Here is a 16,712-nt window from a genome sequence, read left to right on the forward strand (position 1 = left end):
CGACGGACCGCCCGCTCACCGGAGAAGACCGAGGTGAAGAGTGCCACCGGAGCTTGGTATGGTTGTCCGCGTCGCCACGGCAGAGCCGGGCGACGACCCTTGTCCGGGTGGCGGAATGGCAGACGCGCTAGCTTGAGGTGCTAGTGCCCTTTATCGGGCGTGGGGGTNTCGGGCGTGGGGGTTCAAGTCCCCCCTCGGACACAGATCTTGCGCCTGCCGGTGTCGGCCGTTCTTCGGCCGGCACCCGCGGAATCCCCGCGGCAGAGCGGCTTTCTTTTCTGCGTCCCGTGGGCGGTCTTCTCTTCCGCGCCGGAACATTCCGCATCGGCACTCTCCGCGCTCCCGTACATCGGACGGGGCGCTGCCGTGGCCGCCGTACGGTCCCGCACCCCGGACCGTACGACCGTCCCCGTCCCTACGGCCTTTCCGTCCGTACGACCGTGCGCGTCCCTGTGCCCGTCCCCGTGCGCGGTGCGTCCGCCTCACCTGCCGGGCTCCCCGGCCGTACCGCTCGTAGCGCTCGTTCAGGCTCTTACGGACGGGCGTTCCCGCCGTCCCGATTCCAGCATCCGAGAACTACGGAATTACCGGAGGAAACAACGTGACCCCAGCCCCGCACCCTGACAGAAAATAAGCATCACCTGCGCAGTCCCCTCCGCTGGTCCCGCCCCGCAGTAGAAACGGACCACAGAGCCGCCCAACACCCCGTAAAGGGAGACCGATGTCAGATTCACATCCGCAGCAGGTCGGCGTCGTAGCCGAGTCGAGAGCCGGTGAGACCCGGGTCGCGGCCACGCCGGACAGCATCCGGAAGATCCTCAAACTCGGATACGAGACGGTCGTCGAATCCGGAGCGGGGGCGGCCTCGGGCTTCTCCGACGAGCAGTACACCGAAGCGGGCGCGACGATCGGCGACGCCTGGCAGGCGGACGTCGTCCTCAAGATCAACGAGCCCTCGCGTGAAGAGATCGGACGGCTCCGGGACGGCGCGGCCCTCATCGGCATGATCGCCCCCGGTCTCAACACCAGCCTCCTCGACGAACTCGCCGCACGGCCCCTGACCGTCCTGTCCATGGACGCCGTGCCGCGCATCTCGCGGGCGCAGTCGCTGGACGTGCTCAGCTCGATGGCGAACATCGCGGGATACCGGGCGGTCATCGAGGCCGCGCACGTCTTCGGACGGTTCTTCACCGGCCAGGTCACCGCGGCGGGCAAGGTCCCGCCGGCCAAGGTCCTCGTCGCCGGTGCGGGCGTCGCCGGTCTCGCGGCGATCGGCGCGGCCAGCAGCCTCGGCGGTGTCGTACGGGCCACCGACCCGCGCCCGGAGGTCGCCGACCAGGTCCGTTCGCTCGGCGGCGAGTACCTCGCCGTGGACGTCGAGCAGGAGCAGTCCGCCGACGGCTACGCGAAGCAGACCTCGGAGGACTACGACCGCCGTGCCGCCGAGATCTACAGCGAACAGGCCGCCGACGTCGACATCATCGTCACCACGGCGCTCATCCCCGGCAAGCCCGCACCGCGGCTGATCACCGCCGAGGACGTGGCGAGCATGAAGCCCGGCAGCGTCATCGTCGACATGGCCGCCTCACAGGGCGGCAACGTCGAGGGCACCGTCCCCGGCAAGGCGATCGTCACCGACAACGGCGTCACGATCATCGGCTACACCGACCTGCCGGGCCGGCTCCCCGCACAGGCGTCGCAGCTCTACGGGACCAACGTCGTCAACCTGCTGAAGCTGCTCACGCCGGAGAAGGACGGGCAGTTCACGCTCGACTTCGACGACGTCGTACAGCGTGCCGTGACCGTCGTACGGGACGGCGAGAAGACCTGGCCGCCACCGCCCGTACAGGTCTCCGCGCAGGCCGCGCCCGCCAAGGGTGCCGAGGGCGCGGGCGGCCAGGGCGCCGGCGCCGCCGCGAACGAGCCGAAGAAACCGCGTCTGACACCGGCCGCGCGCTTCACGCTCATCGGCGTCGGCATGGCCGCGGTGTTCGCGCTGATCGCCTTCTCGCCCGCCCAACTCGCGGCGAACTTCACGGTGTTCGCGCTCGCCGTCGTCATCGGCTACTACGTCATCGGCAAGGTGCACCACGCGCTGCACACGCCTCTGATGTCCGTCACCAACGCCATCTCGGGGATCGTCGTCGTCGGGGCGCTGCTCCAGATCGGCCACGTGGGACCGGCCGTCACCGTCCTGTCGTTCATCGCGATTCTGCTGACCAGCGTCAACATCTTCGGAGGCTTCTCCGTCACCCGTCGCATGCTCGGCATGTTCTCGAAAGGCTGAAGCCCCATGACTGCCACCACGACCACCCAGGCCGCGGACCTCGTCGCGGCGCTTCTGTTCATCCTCAGCCTGGCCGGGCTCTCCCAGCACCGTACGTCCCGCGCCGGGGTCGGCTTCGGCATCGCCGGCATGGCGCTGGCGCTGCTGGCCACCGTCGTCCTCGCCGCCCGCGAGATCTCGGCGACCGCCACCCTGCTGATCCTCATCGCCATGGTGATCGGCGGCGTGGCGGGGCTGTGGCGCGCACGGCGCGTGGCGATGACGGAGATGCCCGAACTCATCGCGATCCTGCACAGCTTCGTCGGCGTCGCCGCCGTACTCGTCGGCTGGAACAGCTACTTCGAGGTCGAGGCGAAGGGGGACGCACAGCACGTCGTCCCCGCCGACCTGCTCACGATCCACCACGCCGAGGTGTTCATCGGGATCTTCATCGGCGCTGTGACCTTCACCGGCTCGGTCATCGCCTTCCTCAAGCTGTCCGCGCGGATCAAGTCGCGGCCGCTGACGCTGCCCGGCAAGAACGTGCTCAACCTCGGTGCCCTGGCGGCGTTCGTGGCGCTGACCGTCTGGTTCACCGTCACCCCGGGACTGGGCCTGATGATCGCCGTGACGGTGCTCGCGCTCGCGCTCGGGCTGCATCTGGTCGCCGCGATCGGCGGCGGCGACATGCCCGTCGTCGTCTCCATGCTCAACAGCTACTCGGGCTGGGCCGCCGCCGCGGCGGGCTTCCTGCTCGACAGCAACCTGCTCATCGTCACCGGCGCCCTGGTCGGCTCCTCCGGTGCGTACCTCTCGTACATCATGTGCAAGGGCATGAACCGCTCGTTCATCTCGGTGATCGCCGGTGGCTTCGGCATCGAGGCCCCCGCGAGCGGCGACGCCGAACAGGGCGAGCACCGCGAGACCAGCGCGGAGGAGGCCGCCGAACTCCTCGGCTCCGCAAGCTCGGTGATCATCACCCCCGGCTACGGCATGGCCGTCGCCCAGGCCCAGCACCCGGTGGCGGAACTGACACGCACCCTGCGCGAACGGGGCGTCGAGGTCCGCTTCGGCGTGCATCCGGTCGCGGGGCGGCTGCCGGGACATATGAACGTGCTGCTGGCCGAGGCGAAGGTGCCCTACGACATCGTCCTGGAAATGGACGAGATCAACGACGACTTCGAGCACACCTCGGTCGTCCTGGTGATCGGCGCCAACGACACGGTCAACCCGGCCGCGGCCGAGGACCCCTCCAGCCCGATCGCGGGCATGCCGGTGCTGCGCGCGTGGGAGGCGGAGAACGTCATCGTCTTCAAGCGCTCGATGGCCTCCGGCTACGCGGGAGTCCAGAACCCGCTGTTCTTCCGCGAGAACACGTCCATGCTCTTCGGCGACGCGAAGAGCAGCGTGGAGAACATCCTGCGGGCACTGGGCGACGCGGGTCCGTCGGGAGCGGGCGCGGGCGCCGGGCCGGCGCAGGAGCCGGCGGGGGTGGGGCGGTAAGGGCGGGGCGGCGAGGGCCGCCTGACGGCTGGTACGACTGGTACGTCTGAGAAGGTGCCCCTTCGGCCGCGGTGACGTGGCGGCCGGAGGGGCGTTTTCGGATAGGGGCCGTCCTTCTTGCAGGGCGCATCCAGGGGCGGTCCGTATTGGAATCGTCACCGCGATTCTGACGGCGGCCAGGGAGTACGGGGCGGACATCAAACCGAGGGTCGACCTCATCCGGCGCGTGCTCGAGGCGGCGGAGGAGGAAGTGCTCGGCACACACCGGTGAGCCAATCAGCCACCACCACAAGGCAGTTCAGGCCCTCGGCTCCGCCCCGAACGGACATGTGCTTGTGACGCTGGGATACGGTCGTGAAGCGGACTGTCGTCTGTAACGGCAGCCGCGATGCGGGATTGGGGAACCTCGCGGCACATGCTGTGTGGCACTGCGCGCGATCGGTTTCAGTTGTACGGCTGTGTCGCCAGGGCGGGGTGAAACCCTCTGTTGTGCTGCGCGGCGGTACGTGCAATCTCCGTCGTCGATCGGCCTTTCTGTCTTGGGAGTTCACATGGCGACGTCTTCGGAGACAGCAGTGATGATCGCCGCACCGCCTGGGGGTGAGTTCGGTGGGTGGGGCTGGTGGGCTCTGGGCGCCGTCGGCGTCCTGTGGCTGGTTGCGATGTTCGTCAAGTTCTTCGAGGGCTGGAAGATGAGGAAGTTCTCCTACGAGGAGCAGGTGGAGGTCTTCCTGAAGGACCTGCGTTCGGGGGCTGTCACTGTTCGTGGCCATATTCGTTTGAACCCGGTCAAGTACACGAAGCTGACGGACAATGACGCGGACCGGATCGGTGAGGACGCCGGTTACTACCGGCAGACGTTCGGGACCAAGGGGAACTGGCTCTTCCTCCGCGCGACGGACACCGGTGATGAGCCGAGGTGATCTCGGCTATGACGAGGCGTAAGGCCACCCACGGCTTCGCTCGCCGTCGCGAAGTGCCTCTCCGGAGAGGGCCGTTCGGTTGATCCGTGGGTCCAAGACTGCTGTTCTTCCGCAAGAACGCCAGCATGCTTTGCGGTGACACGAAGTAGAGCGTGAAGCACATCCTCCGCCTGCACGACGCGTCCGCATCCCGCGGGGACGGGGAGCCTGATGCACCGTCATGGGGGAGCCGTGGCGCGTTCTGAACGGGCCGCCCGGCGCGTGAAGTTGATACGTCGGAGGGGCAGCCGGTCTTCCGCCCCCGGACGGACATGTGTTCGTGACGCTGGGATACGGTTGTGGGGCGGGCTGTTGTGTCTAGCAACAGTCGCGATGCAGAGGTTGGGGGGCCTCGCGGCACATGTTGTATGGCACTGCGCGATCGGCTTCAGCTGTACAGCTGTGTGGTCAGGGAGGAGTCGTGTCCTCTGCTGTGCTGCGCGGCCGTACGCGCAATCCCTGCCGTCGTTTAGCCTTTCTGCCTTGGGAGTTCGCATGGCAACGTTTTCGGAGACAGCAGTGGTGATCGCGGCACCGCCGGGGGGTGAATTTCAAAGTTGGGGTTGGTGGGTTCTTGGTGCTACGGGTCTCATGCTCGTCCTGTCGCTGTTTTTCTCCTTCTTGGACGGTTGGAAGTTGCGGAAGCACTCTTACGAGGAGCAGGTGGAAGTCTTTCTCAAAGATTTGCGTTCGGGGGCTGTTACCAGGCGCGGTCACATCGACTTGGATCCGCTCAAGTACACGAAGCTGACGGACAAGGACGCGGACCGGATCGGTGAGGAAGCCGGCTACTACCGGCAGACGTTCGGAACCAAGGGTCGATGGCTCTTCCTCCGCTCGGCGGACTCCGAGGACGAAAACAGCTGATCTCGCGGAGTGTCAGCGGAGAAGAAGTAACAATTCGATGCGTCCGGAGCGGGGGAGACGTGGCACAAGTAGATTTTCAAGTTGATTTGTCTGAACTGCGTCAGCTCAAGCAGAAGTTGACAAAGAGCAAGGATCGTCTTGAGGAATCCTTGCGACGGATGAAGGACACTGGCCCCAAGAACCTAGGCAAGCGGTCGCTCGACAGCGCCTGCGAGGATTTCGAGGATGACTGGCAGCACGGACTGAACGAGACGAAGAAACGTATCGAGATCCTGGAGGAAGGTATCGATGCGATTCTCAAGAACTACGAGAAGACAGAATCAGAGATCCACAAGAGTCTTACGCAATCGACACGGGGGCGGTAATGGCGGACGACTGGAGCGGACTGGGCTGGAACCCCACACCGGGCCACCCGCGTTTGGCGACCAATCTCGCCGAGCACCTCAAGGGGACGGCTGAGGTTCTCAAGGACACCCATGACTTGCTGGATTCCTTGACGAAGGAGAGTTCGCACTGGAAGGGCAAGGCTCGAGAGAACTTCGTCGACAAGATTGCTGACTTGCCCAAGTACCTTGCCGACGCGAAGGATTCCCTTCGGGGAGCCGGCAAGGAGATCCAATCCTGGAGTGACTCGCTCCACGGGATGAAGACGAAAGCGGCGCACTACGAGGCGGAAGCCAAGAAGGCGCGCCGGCAGCAGGACACCGCACAGGCGAAGTATGACGCGGCGCGGAAGAATCCGGATCTTCAGCTTGCCGGACAGACCTTCAGTGCAGGGGCCGAGCTGGACAGCGCGCAGCATCGCCTTGATGTTGCCAACAAAGAAGTCCGGTCGGCTTGGAACCGTCTCGACAGTGCTCAGACTGAACTGCAGGATCTCATCGACGCCGCGGAGAAGTTGGAGCGCAGCCACTCCGACACCGCCCAGGACCACGCGGATCGGATACGTAAGCACGCCGAGGACCACGCCCCGGACGGTGGACTCTGGTCGAAGATCTCGGACTGGTGGGACAAGCACGGCGGCGATGTTCTTACGGTGGCGGCTACGATCGCGGGCATCGCCGCCATCTTCGTGCCGGTCCTCGCCCCGGTCGCGATCGGTCTGAGCCTTGCTGCGGCGGGCCAGCATGCCTATCAGTACGCCAAGGCCGGCAAGGACATGTGGCCGCCCACATCCAAGAACATGTCCGAGTGGGCCACCCTTGGCGGAGATGCACTCGGGGCCGTCCCGGGCGTGGGTCCCGCCGTCAAGGGCGCCAAGGCGGCGATCGCCACCGGCCGTGGTGTCAACGCCGCGAAGCTCACGGGCAGGGGGATGCAGAACGTCCGCGGGATCGTGGAGGCTGGCGAAGCTGCGAAAGGGGCCACCGGCACTTCTCGCGCGGTGCAGGCGGTAAGGAACGGTGCTGTTCACTTCAAGGAGTACTCGAAGGTAGAAGACCCATTGAATGCACTATTCAAGGGCACGGTGCAGAAGGGAGCCGTGGTGATGGGTGCCTCCAGTGAAGGAGCTCGTACAGCTGCTGAGGTGTCCCAGGCTGTTGCAACGGGAGCGCTCGGTGCCCCAACAGCAGCGACTCTGTGGGATTCAAGCGAGGGAACAGCGGCTGTCGCAACTACAGGCACTCTTGGAAGCGATGGTGTCGCGGCAGTGGGGGCGGTAGAGACGCCAGTGAGAAAAATCTCCGAAATTGCAAGGGCACTGTGATGGCCATCCCAACAGAACACCCCGCCATCGTCCCTGAGCCCATCCCCCTCTGGTTCCGGGTACCGGAAGGGTTTCAGCCGATCGACTTCGAGCAGCCCCCGGAGGAGCGCTTCGATCAGGTCGTCGCGAACCTGTCGGAACTCCACCCGTCCGCGACGCCCGAGCAAGTAGCGGTCACCGCCCTCAGTTTCGAGGCTTCACTCGCCAAACTGGCCGACGACGGGGTCGTGCACTTCAGCTCGTTCCTGCTGCGTACGGACGATGATGAACTGGTGTCCGGCGTCTGCCAGATCGCGGTGATGCAACGCCCCCCAGGCGACCCCCACTTGTATCCGCTCAGCGTCCTGGAGTCCAACGAACCTCCGCCGAAGGGCACGCATCAAGGTTTGGTGGAACTGCCGGCAGGAGTAGCGGCGGTCATCGTGGCCGGGCATGAGATGTCCGTCCCGGGAATGCTGTTCGGCATCGAGGAGGACACGCTGTCGCAGGTGCGCACGGTCACCTTTCAGCTTGCTTTCCCCCACACCCCCGAAGCCGTCTCCATCTCCTTCGCGACGGAGGACTTGGAACACGGAGACGAATTCCTTGAACTGGCAACGGTGTTCGCGGGCAGTGTCTCCTTCACTGCTCCGGCCGAGCCGCCCTCAGAGGAAGAGCTGCAGGCTGCCCAGGAGGCACACAACGACATCAGCAGAACATTCGGGTAGTGCCGACGAGCTCAGCCAGGTCGCCTTCGTTGCGGTTTCCTTGTCGGCTCGGTCCAGTGTGAATGGTCTCGAGAGAGGTCGTCGAGCGCTCTGCGTTGGGGGTTCACAGCGGCACTTTCCTTGGAGACGGCAGTGATGATCGCGGCCCCGCCGGGGGGTGAATTCGGTGGCTGGGGTTGGTGGGTTATCGGTGCCTTCGGCGTCTTGTTCGTTCTGTCGATCTTCTTCTCGTTCTTGGACGGTTGGAAGATGCGGAAGCATTCCTATGAGGAGCAGGTGGAGGTCTTCCTGGAGGATTTGCGTTCTGGGGCCGTCACCAGGCGTGGCCACATTGGCTTGAATCCGCTCAAGTACACGAAGTTGACGGACAAGGACGCGGACCGGATCGCTGAGGAGGTCGGTTATTACCGGCAGACGTTCGGGACCCAGGGCCAATGGCTCTTCTTCCGCCCGGCGGATTCCGGCGATGAGCGCAAGTGATCTTCCGATGCTTGCCCGAGACGCCACGTCCTGAGACGCCACAGGGCAGACGTAACTACGTCAGCTCAAGCAGAAGTTGACAGGCGGCAAGGACGCCGAGGGACCCATCTGATCGGCCTTCGCCGGGAGTTGAGCCGACACGGGCTGGGGAAACCAGCCGATGTACACGTGCTCTCGGGCACTCCCCGGAACCGACTCGAACCGACGACCCGAGCGGACCGCCGCCCCACCCCGTCACACCGCCCCCTCCGCGTCCGCCAGTGCAATGACCCGGGCCGTCGCCGAAGCGGTAGCCACCGTCAGGTCCTGGGCGTCCAGGAGGGTCGCCTCCAGGAAGGCCAGGTCGCCCTCGCGGCGGATGACGCGTCCTCTGGCGGTGAGCCGGCCGGGGCGGGTCGGGTGGTGGAAGGTGACCTTCAGTTCCAGCGTGGACTGGAACTCCTCGGGGCCGAGGGTGGCGAGCAGTGCGGGGCCGACCGTGTCGTAGAGCATCGCGGAGAGGAAGGCTCCGAGGACGTTGCCCACGGGGTTGGTGAAGTCCTCCGTCGCGGTGAACGCCAGCTCGATCGTGCCCTGTTCGGGATCCGCGGCCAGGAACTCGAGGCCCAGTGTCCGGGCAGCGCGGGGCATGGGCGCGCGGCCCTCGACTCCGTCCCAGAACGGTCCCCTGCGTACGGACACGGGCGCCTCCCTCCGACGTCGGACTGTGCGCTCCGCACACCGCATTGTCGGCCCGGCGGGAGGCCCCCGCATCTCAGTCGGCCGGTGGGCGCTCCGCCCCCGTCGCCGCCAGCAGGCTCTGCGCCACCGTGGACGCGCCCTCGTCGCCCAGCAGCAGCGTGTAGTGGTTGCTGCCGGGGACCTTGCGGGAGCGGATCGTCGTGTCGTCCACGGCCGCGGACTTGAGGCGTTGTTCGTCGTAGAGGCCCTGGGGTTCGTCCAGCAACCCCCGTTCGGCCCACAGCAGTTCGCCGGGGACGGTCAGACGGTGCAGGGCGCGGGCCGTCTCCGAGGAGAGGGTGTCCGCGCCGTCCTCGCGTACGGCGTCCAGCAGGCACGAGGAGCGCAACTCCGGTTCCGTGCCGGTCAGATCGCGCAGGATGTGCGCCTCCGTCCACGGCTCCCACGAGCGGGTGAAGGCCGGATGGTTCTGCCAGAAGGCGCGGTAGGCGTCGCGGTCGGGGAACGTCGTCTTCAGCCGTTCCATCGCCGGGCCGATCACCGCCGTGATCAGGTCGTCGGTGTTCAGCCCCTCCGGGACGGGGAAGCCCACGCCTCCGTCCACGAGAAGCAGCGAACGGAAGCGCTCCGGGTGGCGCACCCCGGCGACCGCGGCCACGAACGCGCCCATCGAATGGCCCGCCAGTACCACGTCGCGCAGTCCGAGCGCCTCGGTGAGCGCCGTCGCGTCCTCGGCGTGCGTGGCCATGCCGTACGGACCGGGCAGCGCGTTGCTTCCCGCGCGTCCGCGCAGGTCCGGGGCGACGAGGGTGACGCGTCCGGCGAGGTGGTGGGCGACTCCGGCCCAGGAGAGGGCATTGGAGGTGATGCCGTGCAGGGCGACGACGGTGGGTGCGGGCCCGGCACCCTGCTCCGGCGGCCGTACGGTCGCGGGCCAGCGCAAGACGGTGAGGTGGCCTCCGCGCACGGGTACGCGGAGTTCCTCGTACGTGATGGCTCCCATGGGCTCTCCCTGTCGGTGGAACGGCGGCGCCTCATCGTCCGCCCCGGCAGCCGGTGTTGACGATGGCGCACCGGCACATCCCCCGTGTACGCAGTGTGGTGCGCGCGCCCACCGGGCGCAACGGCCGGGGACGGCGAACGTAGTGTGGCCGCCTGGTGCGGGCGCGGATGTCAGTGCCGTGCGTGGCGGACCGTCAGCCGTCCGAAGCCCATCGTCCCGGAGATCCGTATTCTCGGGCCGCCGGAGCGGACGGTCCGCGGGGGCCGGTAGCGGGTGTCCTTCCAGACCGTACGCAGCCCCTCGACGTCGACCTCCGCGTCGCGCGGCACCGTGATCTTCGCCTTCCCGGTGCCGAGCGCCAACTCGACGTCGATCACGGGGTGTTCGATGACGGCGCGGGACAGATCCAGATGCACCCTGCCGAACGCGGACTCGACCTTGAGGCTCCGCGGCACCCGCCATGCGCCGCGCCGCCGGATACGGCCGCCGAGGGCGGCGACGGTGGACGTGGTGTCGGCCGGCTGCCCCGGGAGCGCGTCCAGGGCCGTCGCGAGGTCGGCGTGCGTGGCGGCGGTGAGCGCGCGGTGGAGACGTCCGTCCATCTCCTCGTGCGGGACGTGCCCTTGGGCGTACGCCTCCTGGAGACGGCGTACGGCGGCGTCGCGCTCGTCCTCGCCGAGCGGCGGAGGCGTCTCGTCCGGGGGCGGCGTCATCGCTGCACTGTAGTGCCGTGCGGTGGACGGGGACCACGGGCAGTACGGGCAGCACGGGGACCGCGGAAGCCGGCGCCGGTCGCGCCCGGTCGCGCCCGGTCACGCCGGTCACGCCGGTCGCGCCCGGTCATGCCGGTCTGTCCGATGACGTGGTGCACACCGAGAACCCGAGAACCCGAGAACCCGAGAACGCCGACAGCTCGGCGACGTCCGGCACTTGACTTGATAGGTAAGTCGCCACTTTCCTATGCTGTGGCCCGTGGCGGAGGAGGACGTCTTCAAGGCACTGGCCGACCCGACCCGTCGGCGCATCCTCGACGAACTGGTGGAACGGGACGGCCAGACCCTGTTCGAGATCTGTACGCGGCTGGCCACCAAGTACGGCCTCGGGCTGACCCGGCAGGCCATCGGCCAGCACCTGGTCGTACTGGAGTCGGCCGGGCTGGTCCGCTCACGACGCCAGGGCCGCTACAAGTTCCACGACCTGAACACCGAACCTCTTGAGCTCATCGTGACCCGGTGGCTCAGGCCCGACCCACCGGAGAGCACCCCATGAGAATCCATCTGTCCAGCGTCTTCGTCGACGACCAGGAGAAGGCGCTGCGCTTCTACACCGACGTACTGGGCTTCGTGAAGAAGAACGAGGTCCCGATCGGCGAGCACCGCTGGCTGACCGTGGTCTCGCCGGAGGATCCCGACGGGACCGAACTGCTGCTGGAGCCCGACGTCCACCCCGCCGTGAAGCCGTACACGACGGCGCTCGTCGAGGACGGCATCCCGGCCGCGGCCTTCGCCGTGGACGACGTGCACGCGGAGTTCGAGCGGCTGCGCGGACACGGCGTGCGCTTCACCCAGGAGCCGCTGGAGATCGGGCCGATCACCACCGCGGTGCTGGACGACACCTGCGGCAACCTGATCCAGATCGTGCACACGGCGTAAGCGGGGCGTGCGTACGGTCGTCCGCAGACAACAGAGCGGTCGACCGTGCGGTCAACTGCGGGGCGGATCCGCGGCGCCGTCCGGTGCGGGCCGCGGAAAGCCGGCGAGCAGCCGGTCGTGTACGCGGCTGAGCAGCAGCAGCGCGGACGTCGCACCGACGAGGGCGAGGAACATGTCCCACTGGGTGTCCCACACATCGCCCTGCGTCGCGAGGAAGTCGTCCGCGCCCTCGCCCCCGATCAGGGCCGCCCACCACTCGATCATCTCGAAGAAGGCACTGAAGGCCAGACAGCCGCAGACGGTCAGCGGAGCCAGCCAGCGGCTGCCGGCCAGCGGCGAGCGGCGCACCAGCACCTCCCGCAGCAGGATCGCGGGCACGAACCCCTGGGTGAAGTGGCCGATCCGGTCGTAGGGGTTGCGGGCGAGGCCCAGTCCGTCCTGGATCCAGTCGCCCAACGGCACGCGGGCGTACGTGTAGTGGCCGCCGAAGATGAGGATCAGCGCGTGCAGGGCGAGCAGGACGCACAGCAGCCGCGTCAGCGGGAAGCGGCGCCACACCACGACGGCGACCGGGACGCCGATGACGACCCAGAACGTCTCCATCAGCCAGGTGGCCCGGTCGTACGGCGCGATACCCGAGACGACGAGGGCGACCGTCACGACCGCGACCAGGGCCGCGGGGAGGGTGACGCGGCGTCGCGGGCCCGAGCCCCGGTCCCGGCCCGGCCCCGCGAACTGCCGCCGCGGCGCGGCTTGTTCGGACGGAGCGTACGGAGCGGCCGGAGCCGTGGACGTGACTGACGCGGCCGACGTGCCCGACGCGGCGGCTGACGTCGGCGACGTCGACGCGCCGGATGAGGTGGACGAGCCGGACGAGGACATGGGAACCATCCCGGAGTGAGCAGTGCCTGCGAGGGAACCCCTCGTGCCGGCGCACTCTTCCGGAGCGGAGCGCCGTACGGCATGAGTACGCGTACTCAACTCCCCGTACGCACACCGGATCCGGCCCCTTCGCCTCCGTTCCCACGGGGCTCGTACCGCCCGTTCTGCCCGTCCTGACCGTCCCGCCGATGTGACCGATTCCGCCTTCACTGGTGCCGCGCCACCGTGACAGGGTTGGCCGCCGGCCGGCATGACAGTCGCGTTCCTGGTCACAAGTACCGGGGGGCGCACCCCGCCCGCCCGTGCAGCCCGGACGTCCCGGGGCCCCGACAGAGCGAGTCGTACACCATGAACATCCTGCGGAAGATGCCCGTCGGGCACGTCCTCGACCGGAGCCGGCAGAACACGCTGAAGCGCCGCCTGACCGCCGTCTCGCTCGCCGGGTTCGGCGTCGGCGTGATCATCGGCACCGGAATCTTCACGCTGGTCGGCGTGGAGGCGAAGGAGCACGCCGGGCCCGCGGTCGTCGTGTCCTTCCTCGTGGCCGGGGCGGTCGCGGCGCTGGCGGCCCTGTGCTACGCGGAGTTGGCGTCGGCCGTACCGACGGCGGGCAGTGCCTACACATACGCCTTCGCGACGCTGGGCGAGGTCTTCGCCTGGATCATCGGCTGGGACCTGCTGCTGGAGTTCGCGCTCGGAGCCGCGGTCGTCTCGCGGAGCTGGTCCGGGTACGTCGCCAATCTGCTGGGCCTGCCCGCGGGGTGGTTCGGAGAGGAGGCCACCGTCAACGTCGGCGCGGTGTTCATCATCGCGGTGCTCACGGCCGTCGCCGTCGCCGGCATCCGCGAGTCGTCGCGGCTGACCAACGTGCTCGTCGTGATCAAGGTCTCGGTGTGCGTACTGATCGTCGTCGCGGGCCTGTTCTTCGTACGGGGAGCCAACCTCCACCCGTTCGTGCCGTCCGCGCAGCCCGCCGACTCCGGGGCGAGCCTCGTCGACCAGCCGCTGATCCAGGCGGTGGCGGGTCTCGAACAGTCGGTGTACGGCGTCGGGGGCGTGCTCACCGCCGCCGCGGTGGTCTTCTTCGCGTACACCGGCTTCGAGGCGCTCGCCAACCTCGGCGAGGAGACACGCGACCCGCAGCGCGACCTTCCGCGCGGACTGCTCGGCAGCCTCGCGGTCTGCACCCTGCTCTACGTCGCCGTCGCGCTGGTGCTCACCTCGATCGTCGACTACCGCAAGATCGACGTCGGCGCCCCGATCTCCGCGGCGTTCCAGTCGGTGGGGGCGCCCTGGGTCGGTGCCCTGGTCGGGCTCGGAGCCGTGACCGGTCTGACGTCGGTGATGATGGTCGAGCTGGTCACCCTCGGCCGTATCGGCTTCGCGATGAGCCGGGACGGGCTGCTGCCGCGCCGCTTCTCCGAGGTGCATCCGCGGTGGCGTACGCCGCACCGGATGACGATCGCCGTCGCCGTCCTCGTCATGCTGCTGGCCGGGTTCGTGCCCATCTCCGAACTCGCGGACATGGTCAGCATCGGCGCCCTCTCCGGCTTTCTGATCGTGGCGCTGGCGGTGCCGGTGCTGCGCCGCCGCAACCCCGAACTCGAACGCCCCTTCCGCGTCCCGCTGTCGCCGGTCCTGCCGGTCGTCACGGCTCTCGCGTGCCTGTATCTGATGTTCAACCTCGACGTCTTCACCTGGCTGCGGTTCGGCGTGTGGCTCGTGGTGGGGCTGCTGATCTACGTCTTCTACGGGCGCAAGCACTCGATCCTCGCGACCGCGCGTACGGACGGGAAGCCGGGTACGGAAGCGGATTCCGGGCCGGGAACGGGTCCGGACCCGGGGACGGACGGGACGACGAAGGACGAGGGACCCGGGGACGACTGAGCCGCGCGGGCCACCGCGCCCCGCCTCGCTCCCCCCCCCTGCCGCCGGTGCGCCGCCCCCGTACCCCGTCGCGCCGTGCCGAAGAGCGTATGGAAGCCCTCAATCACCGTGCCACGGGTGGCATTTCCTCAAGCAATGCCTTCATTTTCCGCGGACTTTACCGGCGTTGTACGGCGGCCGTCTGAAGAACCCTCAGAAGAAGCTCAACGCGATCCTCAATTCCACCTCAAGCCCGTCGGCCTTTCCTTAATCCCTGCTCAAATCCCGGTAACGATCCGAGGCCCGTGGAAGCGGAAATTGCGGCGGCACGCCGACTATGGGCGGTTCTCCCTGTGACGCCGGACACATCTCTGCGGCGAAGGCGGCCGACGGGCCGTGGTAAACCTTCACGATCTCCCGCAGGGCGGAGCGACGTATACGCCGTGCCGGGGGCCGGTGCCGCCGGCGCGCAGACGGCACGCCATCCATGCCAGGGGGGACCGCATCCGGCCCGTCCGAGAGACGCGGGCCGTCGAGAAAGGCACGAACGCACATGGTCTCGGTGGAAACAACGCAGCTCGAAGACGTCGGGCAAGCCGCAGAGGGCGGCACCGAGGAAGGCTACGAACGCGGCCTCGGCTCACGTCAGGTGCAGATGATCGCGATCGGCGGCGCGATCGGCGTCGGTCTTTTCATGGGAGCCGGAGCGAACATCGCGAAGGCCGGCCCCAGTATCGTCCTCATGTACGCGCTCGCCGGCGTGGTCGTCTTCCTCATCATGCGGGCGCTCGGCGAACTCCTCCTCTACCGGCCGGTGTCCGGCAGTTTCGCGGAATACGCCCGTGAATTCCTGGGCCCGTTCTTCGGATTCGCCACCGGCTGGACGTACTGGCTCAACTGGGTCGTCACAGGGATGGCCGAACTCACCGCCGCCGCCATCTACATCCATTTCTGGTTCCCGGCGATTCCACAGTGGTTCAGCGCGCTGACCTTCCTGGTGGTGCTCTTCGGGGTCAACCTCATCTCGGTGAAGATATTCGGCGAGGTGGAGTTCTGGTTCTCGATGATCAAGGTCACGGCCATCATCGGCATGATCGTCATCGGCCTCGGCGTACTGACGCTCGGCTTCTCCCAGGTCGGCGACACGGCCTCCGCCTCGAACCTCTACGCGCACCACGGCTTCTTCCCCACGGGCATCGGCTCCAGCCTCATGACGCTCCAGGGCGTGATGTTCGCCTACCTCGCGGTCGAGCTGGTCGGCGTCACGGCGGGGGAGTCGGAGAACCCGGAGAAGACCCTGCCCAAGGCCATCAACACGCTCCCGTGGCGGATCATCTTCTTCTACGTCGGCGCGCTGCTGATCATCCTGTCGGTCGTGAAGTGGACCGAATTCCACGAGGGCGAGAGCCCGTTCGTGAAGGCGTTCTCCGAGATGGGCATCCCGCTCGCGGCCGGCGTCGTCAACTTCGTCGTACTGACCGCGGCGCTCTCCTCCTGTAACTCCGGCATGTACTCCACGGGCCGCATGCTGCGCGACCTCGCCGCGAACGAGCAGGCCCCGAAGATCTTCGCGAAGCTCAACTCCCGCAAGTCGCCCGCGTTCGGCATCACGGCGTCCGTTCTGCTGATGGGCGTCGGCGTCGTCCTCAACTACCTCGTTCCGGAGAAGGCGTTCGCGTATGTCACCTCGGTGGCGACGGCCGCCGGAATCTGGACGTGGATGATGATCCTCTGCAGCCATATCCGCTATCGCAGGGCGCTGCGGGCGGGTCTGCTGCGGCGCTCCCCGTTCCCCGCTCCCGGCGGCGCAGTCGCCAGCGCGGTCGCCCTGGCCTTCCTGATCATGGTCACCTGCTTCATCGCCTATGACTCCGAGGCCCGTATCTCGCTGTACGTCGGCGCCGTCTGGGCGGTGCTGCTGGCGGGCGGCTGGTTCCGGCTGCGCGGCCGGGAGCGGGCGAAGGCGGCGCAGAGTCAGCCGGGCGCGGGCACCGGGGAACTCTCCGGCGCCGGGGTCGGCGAGTAGACACCGCTCCGGATACGGGGCCGGCTCCGCGGACGCGGGACCGGCCCCCGTGACGGGGCCCTAGCAGCCCCCTCAACGGACCCTCGGACACGGGGCGTTCACCGGCAAC

16 protein-coding genes and 1 tRNA gene are annotated in these 16,712 nt (G+C 67.7%); 13 read left to right on the forward strand and 4 right to left on the reverse strand.

Annotation, left to right across the window (positions count from 1 at the left end; genetic code table 11):
• Positions 1 to 101: 101 nt before the first annotated feature.
• The 9 genes from AN218_RS04005 (at position 102) to AN218_RS04050 (ending at position 8,493) form a co-directional block, all read left to right on the forward strand.
• Positions 102 to 201 (forward strand) — tRNA-Leu (locus tag AN218_RS04005).
• A gap of 520 nt (positions 202 to 721) precedes the next feature.
• A complete protein-coding gene (locus AN218_RS04010) occupies positions 722 to 2,287 on the forward strand; it encodes a Re/Si-specific NAD(P)(+) transhydrogenase subunit alpha (protein ID WP_070015228.1) in 1,566 nt (521 codons plus the stop codon).
• A gap of 6 nt (positions 2,288 to 2,293) precedes the next feature.
• Entirely contained in the window at positions 2,294 to 3,769 is a 1,476-nt protein-coding gene (pntB, locus tag AN218_RS04015; RefSeq protein ID WP_070015229.1) for a Re/Si-specific NAD(P)(+) transhydrogenase subunit beta, read from the forward strand.
• A 551-nt stretch (positions 3,770 to 4,320) separates the two neighbouring features.
• Entirely contained in the window at positions 4,321 to 4,692 is a 372-nt protein-coding gene (locus AN218_RS04025; RefSeq protein ID WP_141747442.1) for a hypothetical protein, read from the forward strand.
• Positions 4,693 to 5,226: 534 nt separating this feature from the next.
• Positions 5,227 to 5,598 (forward strand): hypothetical protein, encoded by a 372-nt coding sequence (locus AN218_RS04030; protein WP_141747444.1) that lies wholly within the window; start codon positions 5,227 to 5,229, stop codon positions 5,596 to 5,598.
• A gap of 59 nt (positions 5,599 to 5,657) precedes the next feature.
• A complete protein-coding gene (locus tag AN218_RS04035; RefSeq protein WP_070015233.1) occupies positions 5,658 to 5,963 on the forward strand; it encodes a hypothetical protein in 306 nt (101 codons plus the stop codon).
• Positions 5,963 to 7,306: a putative T7SS-secreted protein gene (locus tag AN218_RS04040; RefSeq protein WP_070015234.1), complete on the forward strand. Its 1,344-nt coding sequence runs from the start codon at positions 5,963 to 5,965 to the stop codon at positions 7,304 to 7,306. Before AN218_RS04035 ends, AN218_RS04040 begins: the two co-directional genes overlap by 1 nt.
• Complete coding sequence (locus tag AN218_RS04045) at positions 7,306 to 8,013, forward strand: hypothetical protein (protein ID WP_141747446.1); 708 nt, start codon at positions 7,306 to 7,308, stop codon at positions 8,011 to 8,013. The genes AN218_RS04040 and AN218_RS04045 overlap by 1 nt, the downstream gene beginning before the upstream one ends.
• Before the next feature lie 132 nt (positions 8,014 to 8,145).
• A complete protein-coding gene (locus tag AN218_RS04050; RefSeq protein ID WP_070015236.1) occupies positions 8,146 to 8,493 on the forward strand; it encodes a hypothetical protein in 348 nt (115 codons plus the stop codon).
• 234 nt (positions 8,494 to 8,727) lie between these two features.
• Here the strand turns inward: AN218_RS04050 and AN218_RS04055 are convergent, their stop codons facing one another.
• From AN218_RS04055 to AN218_RS04065, 3 genes are all read right to left on the reverse strand, one after another.
• Positions 8,728 to 9,174: a PaaI family thioesterase gene (locus AN218_RS04055; RefSeq protein ID WP_244900253.1), complete on the reverse strand. Its 447-nt coding sequence runs from the start codon at positions 9,172 to 9,174 to the stop codon at positions 8,728 to 8,730.
• Between the two features lie 73 nt (positions 9,175 to 9,247).
• Positions 9,248 to 10,177, reverse strand: a complete 930-nt coding sequence (locus AN218_RS04060; protein WP_070015238.1) for an alpha/beta hydrolase — start codon at positions 10,175 to 10,177, stop codon at positions 9,248 to 9,250.
• A 170-nt stretch (positions 10,178 to 10,347) separates the two neighbouring features.
• Positions 10,348 to 10,890, reverse strand: a complete 543-nt coding sequence (locus AN218_RS04065) for a DUF1707 SHOCT-like domain-containing protein (protein WP_070015239.1) — start codon at positions 10,888 to 10,890, stop codon at positions 10,348 to 10,350.
• Positions 10,891 to 11,137: 247 nt separating this feature from the next.
• Here AN218_RS04065 and AN218_RS04070 point away from each other — a divergent pair, with 247 nt between their 5' ends.
• Both AN218_RS04070 and AN218_RS04075 read left to right on the forward strand, forming a co-directional pair.
• Positions 11,138 to 11,446 (forward strand): ArsR/SmtB family transcription factor, encoded by a 309-nt coding sequence (locus AN218_RS04070; RefSeq protein ID WP_070015240.1) that lies wholly within the window; start codon positions 11,138 to 11,140, stop codon positions 11,444 to 11,446.
• On the forward strand, positions 11,443 to 11,829 hold the full coding sequence (locus AN218_RS04075) for a VOC family protein (RefSeq protein WP_070015241.1): 387 nt from the start codon (positions 11,443 to 11,445) through the stop codon (positions 11,827 to 11,829). The genes AN218_RS04070 and AN218_RS04075 overlap by 4 nt, the downstream gene beginning before the upstream one ends.
• 51 nt (positions 11,830 to 11,880) lie before the next feature.
• Here the strand turns inward: AN218_RS04075 and AN218_RS04080 are convergent, their stop codons facing one another.
• On the reverse strand, positions 11,881 to 12,501 hold the full coding sequence (locus AN218_RS04080) for a DUF2238 domain-containing protein (protein ID WP_070015243.1): 621 nt from the start codon (positions 12,499 to 12,501) through the stop codon (positions 11,881 to 11,883).
• Between the two features lie 558 nt (positions 12,502 to 13,059).
• Between AN218_RS04080 and AN218_RS04085 the strand changes: the two genes are divergently transcribed.
• Entirely contained in the window at positions 13,060 to 14,598 is a 1,539-nt protein-coding gene (locus tag AN218_RS04085; protein WP_079131800.1) for an APC family permease, read from the forward strand.
• 532 nt (positions 14,599 to 15,130) lie between these two features.
• Entirely contained in the window at positions 15,131 to 16,603 is a 1,473-nt protein-coding gene (locus tag AN218_RS04090) for an amino acid permease (RefSeq protein ID WP_070015242.1), read from the forward strand.
• Positions 16,604 to 16,712: the final 109 nt, after the last annotated feature.

This window comes from Streptomyces nanshensis (genome assembly GCF_001751255.1).
In the GTDB taxonomy this organism is placed as follows: domain Bacteria; phylum Actinomycetota; class Actinomycetes; order Streptomycetales; family Streptomycetaceae; genus Streptomyces; species Streptomyces nanshensis_A.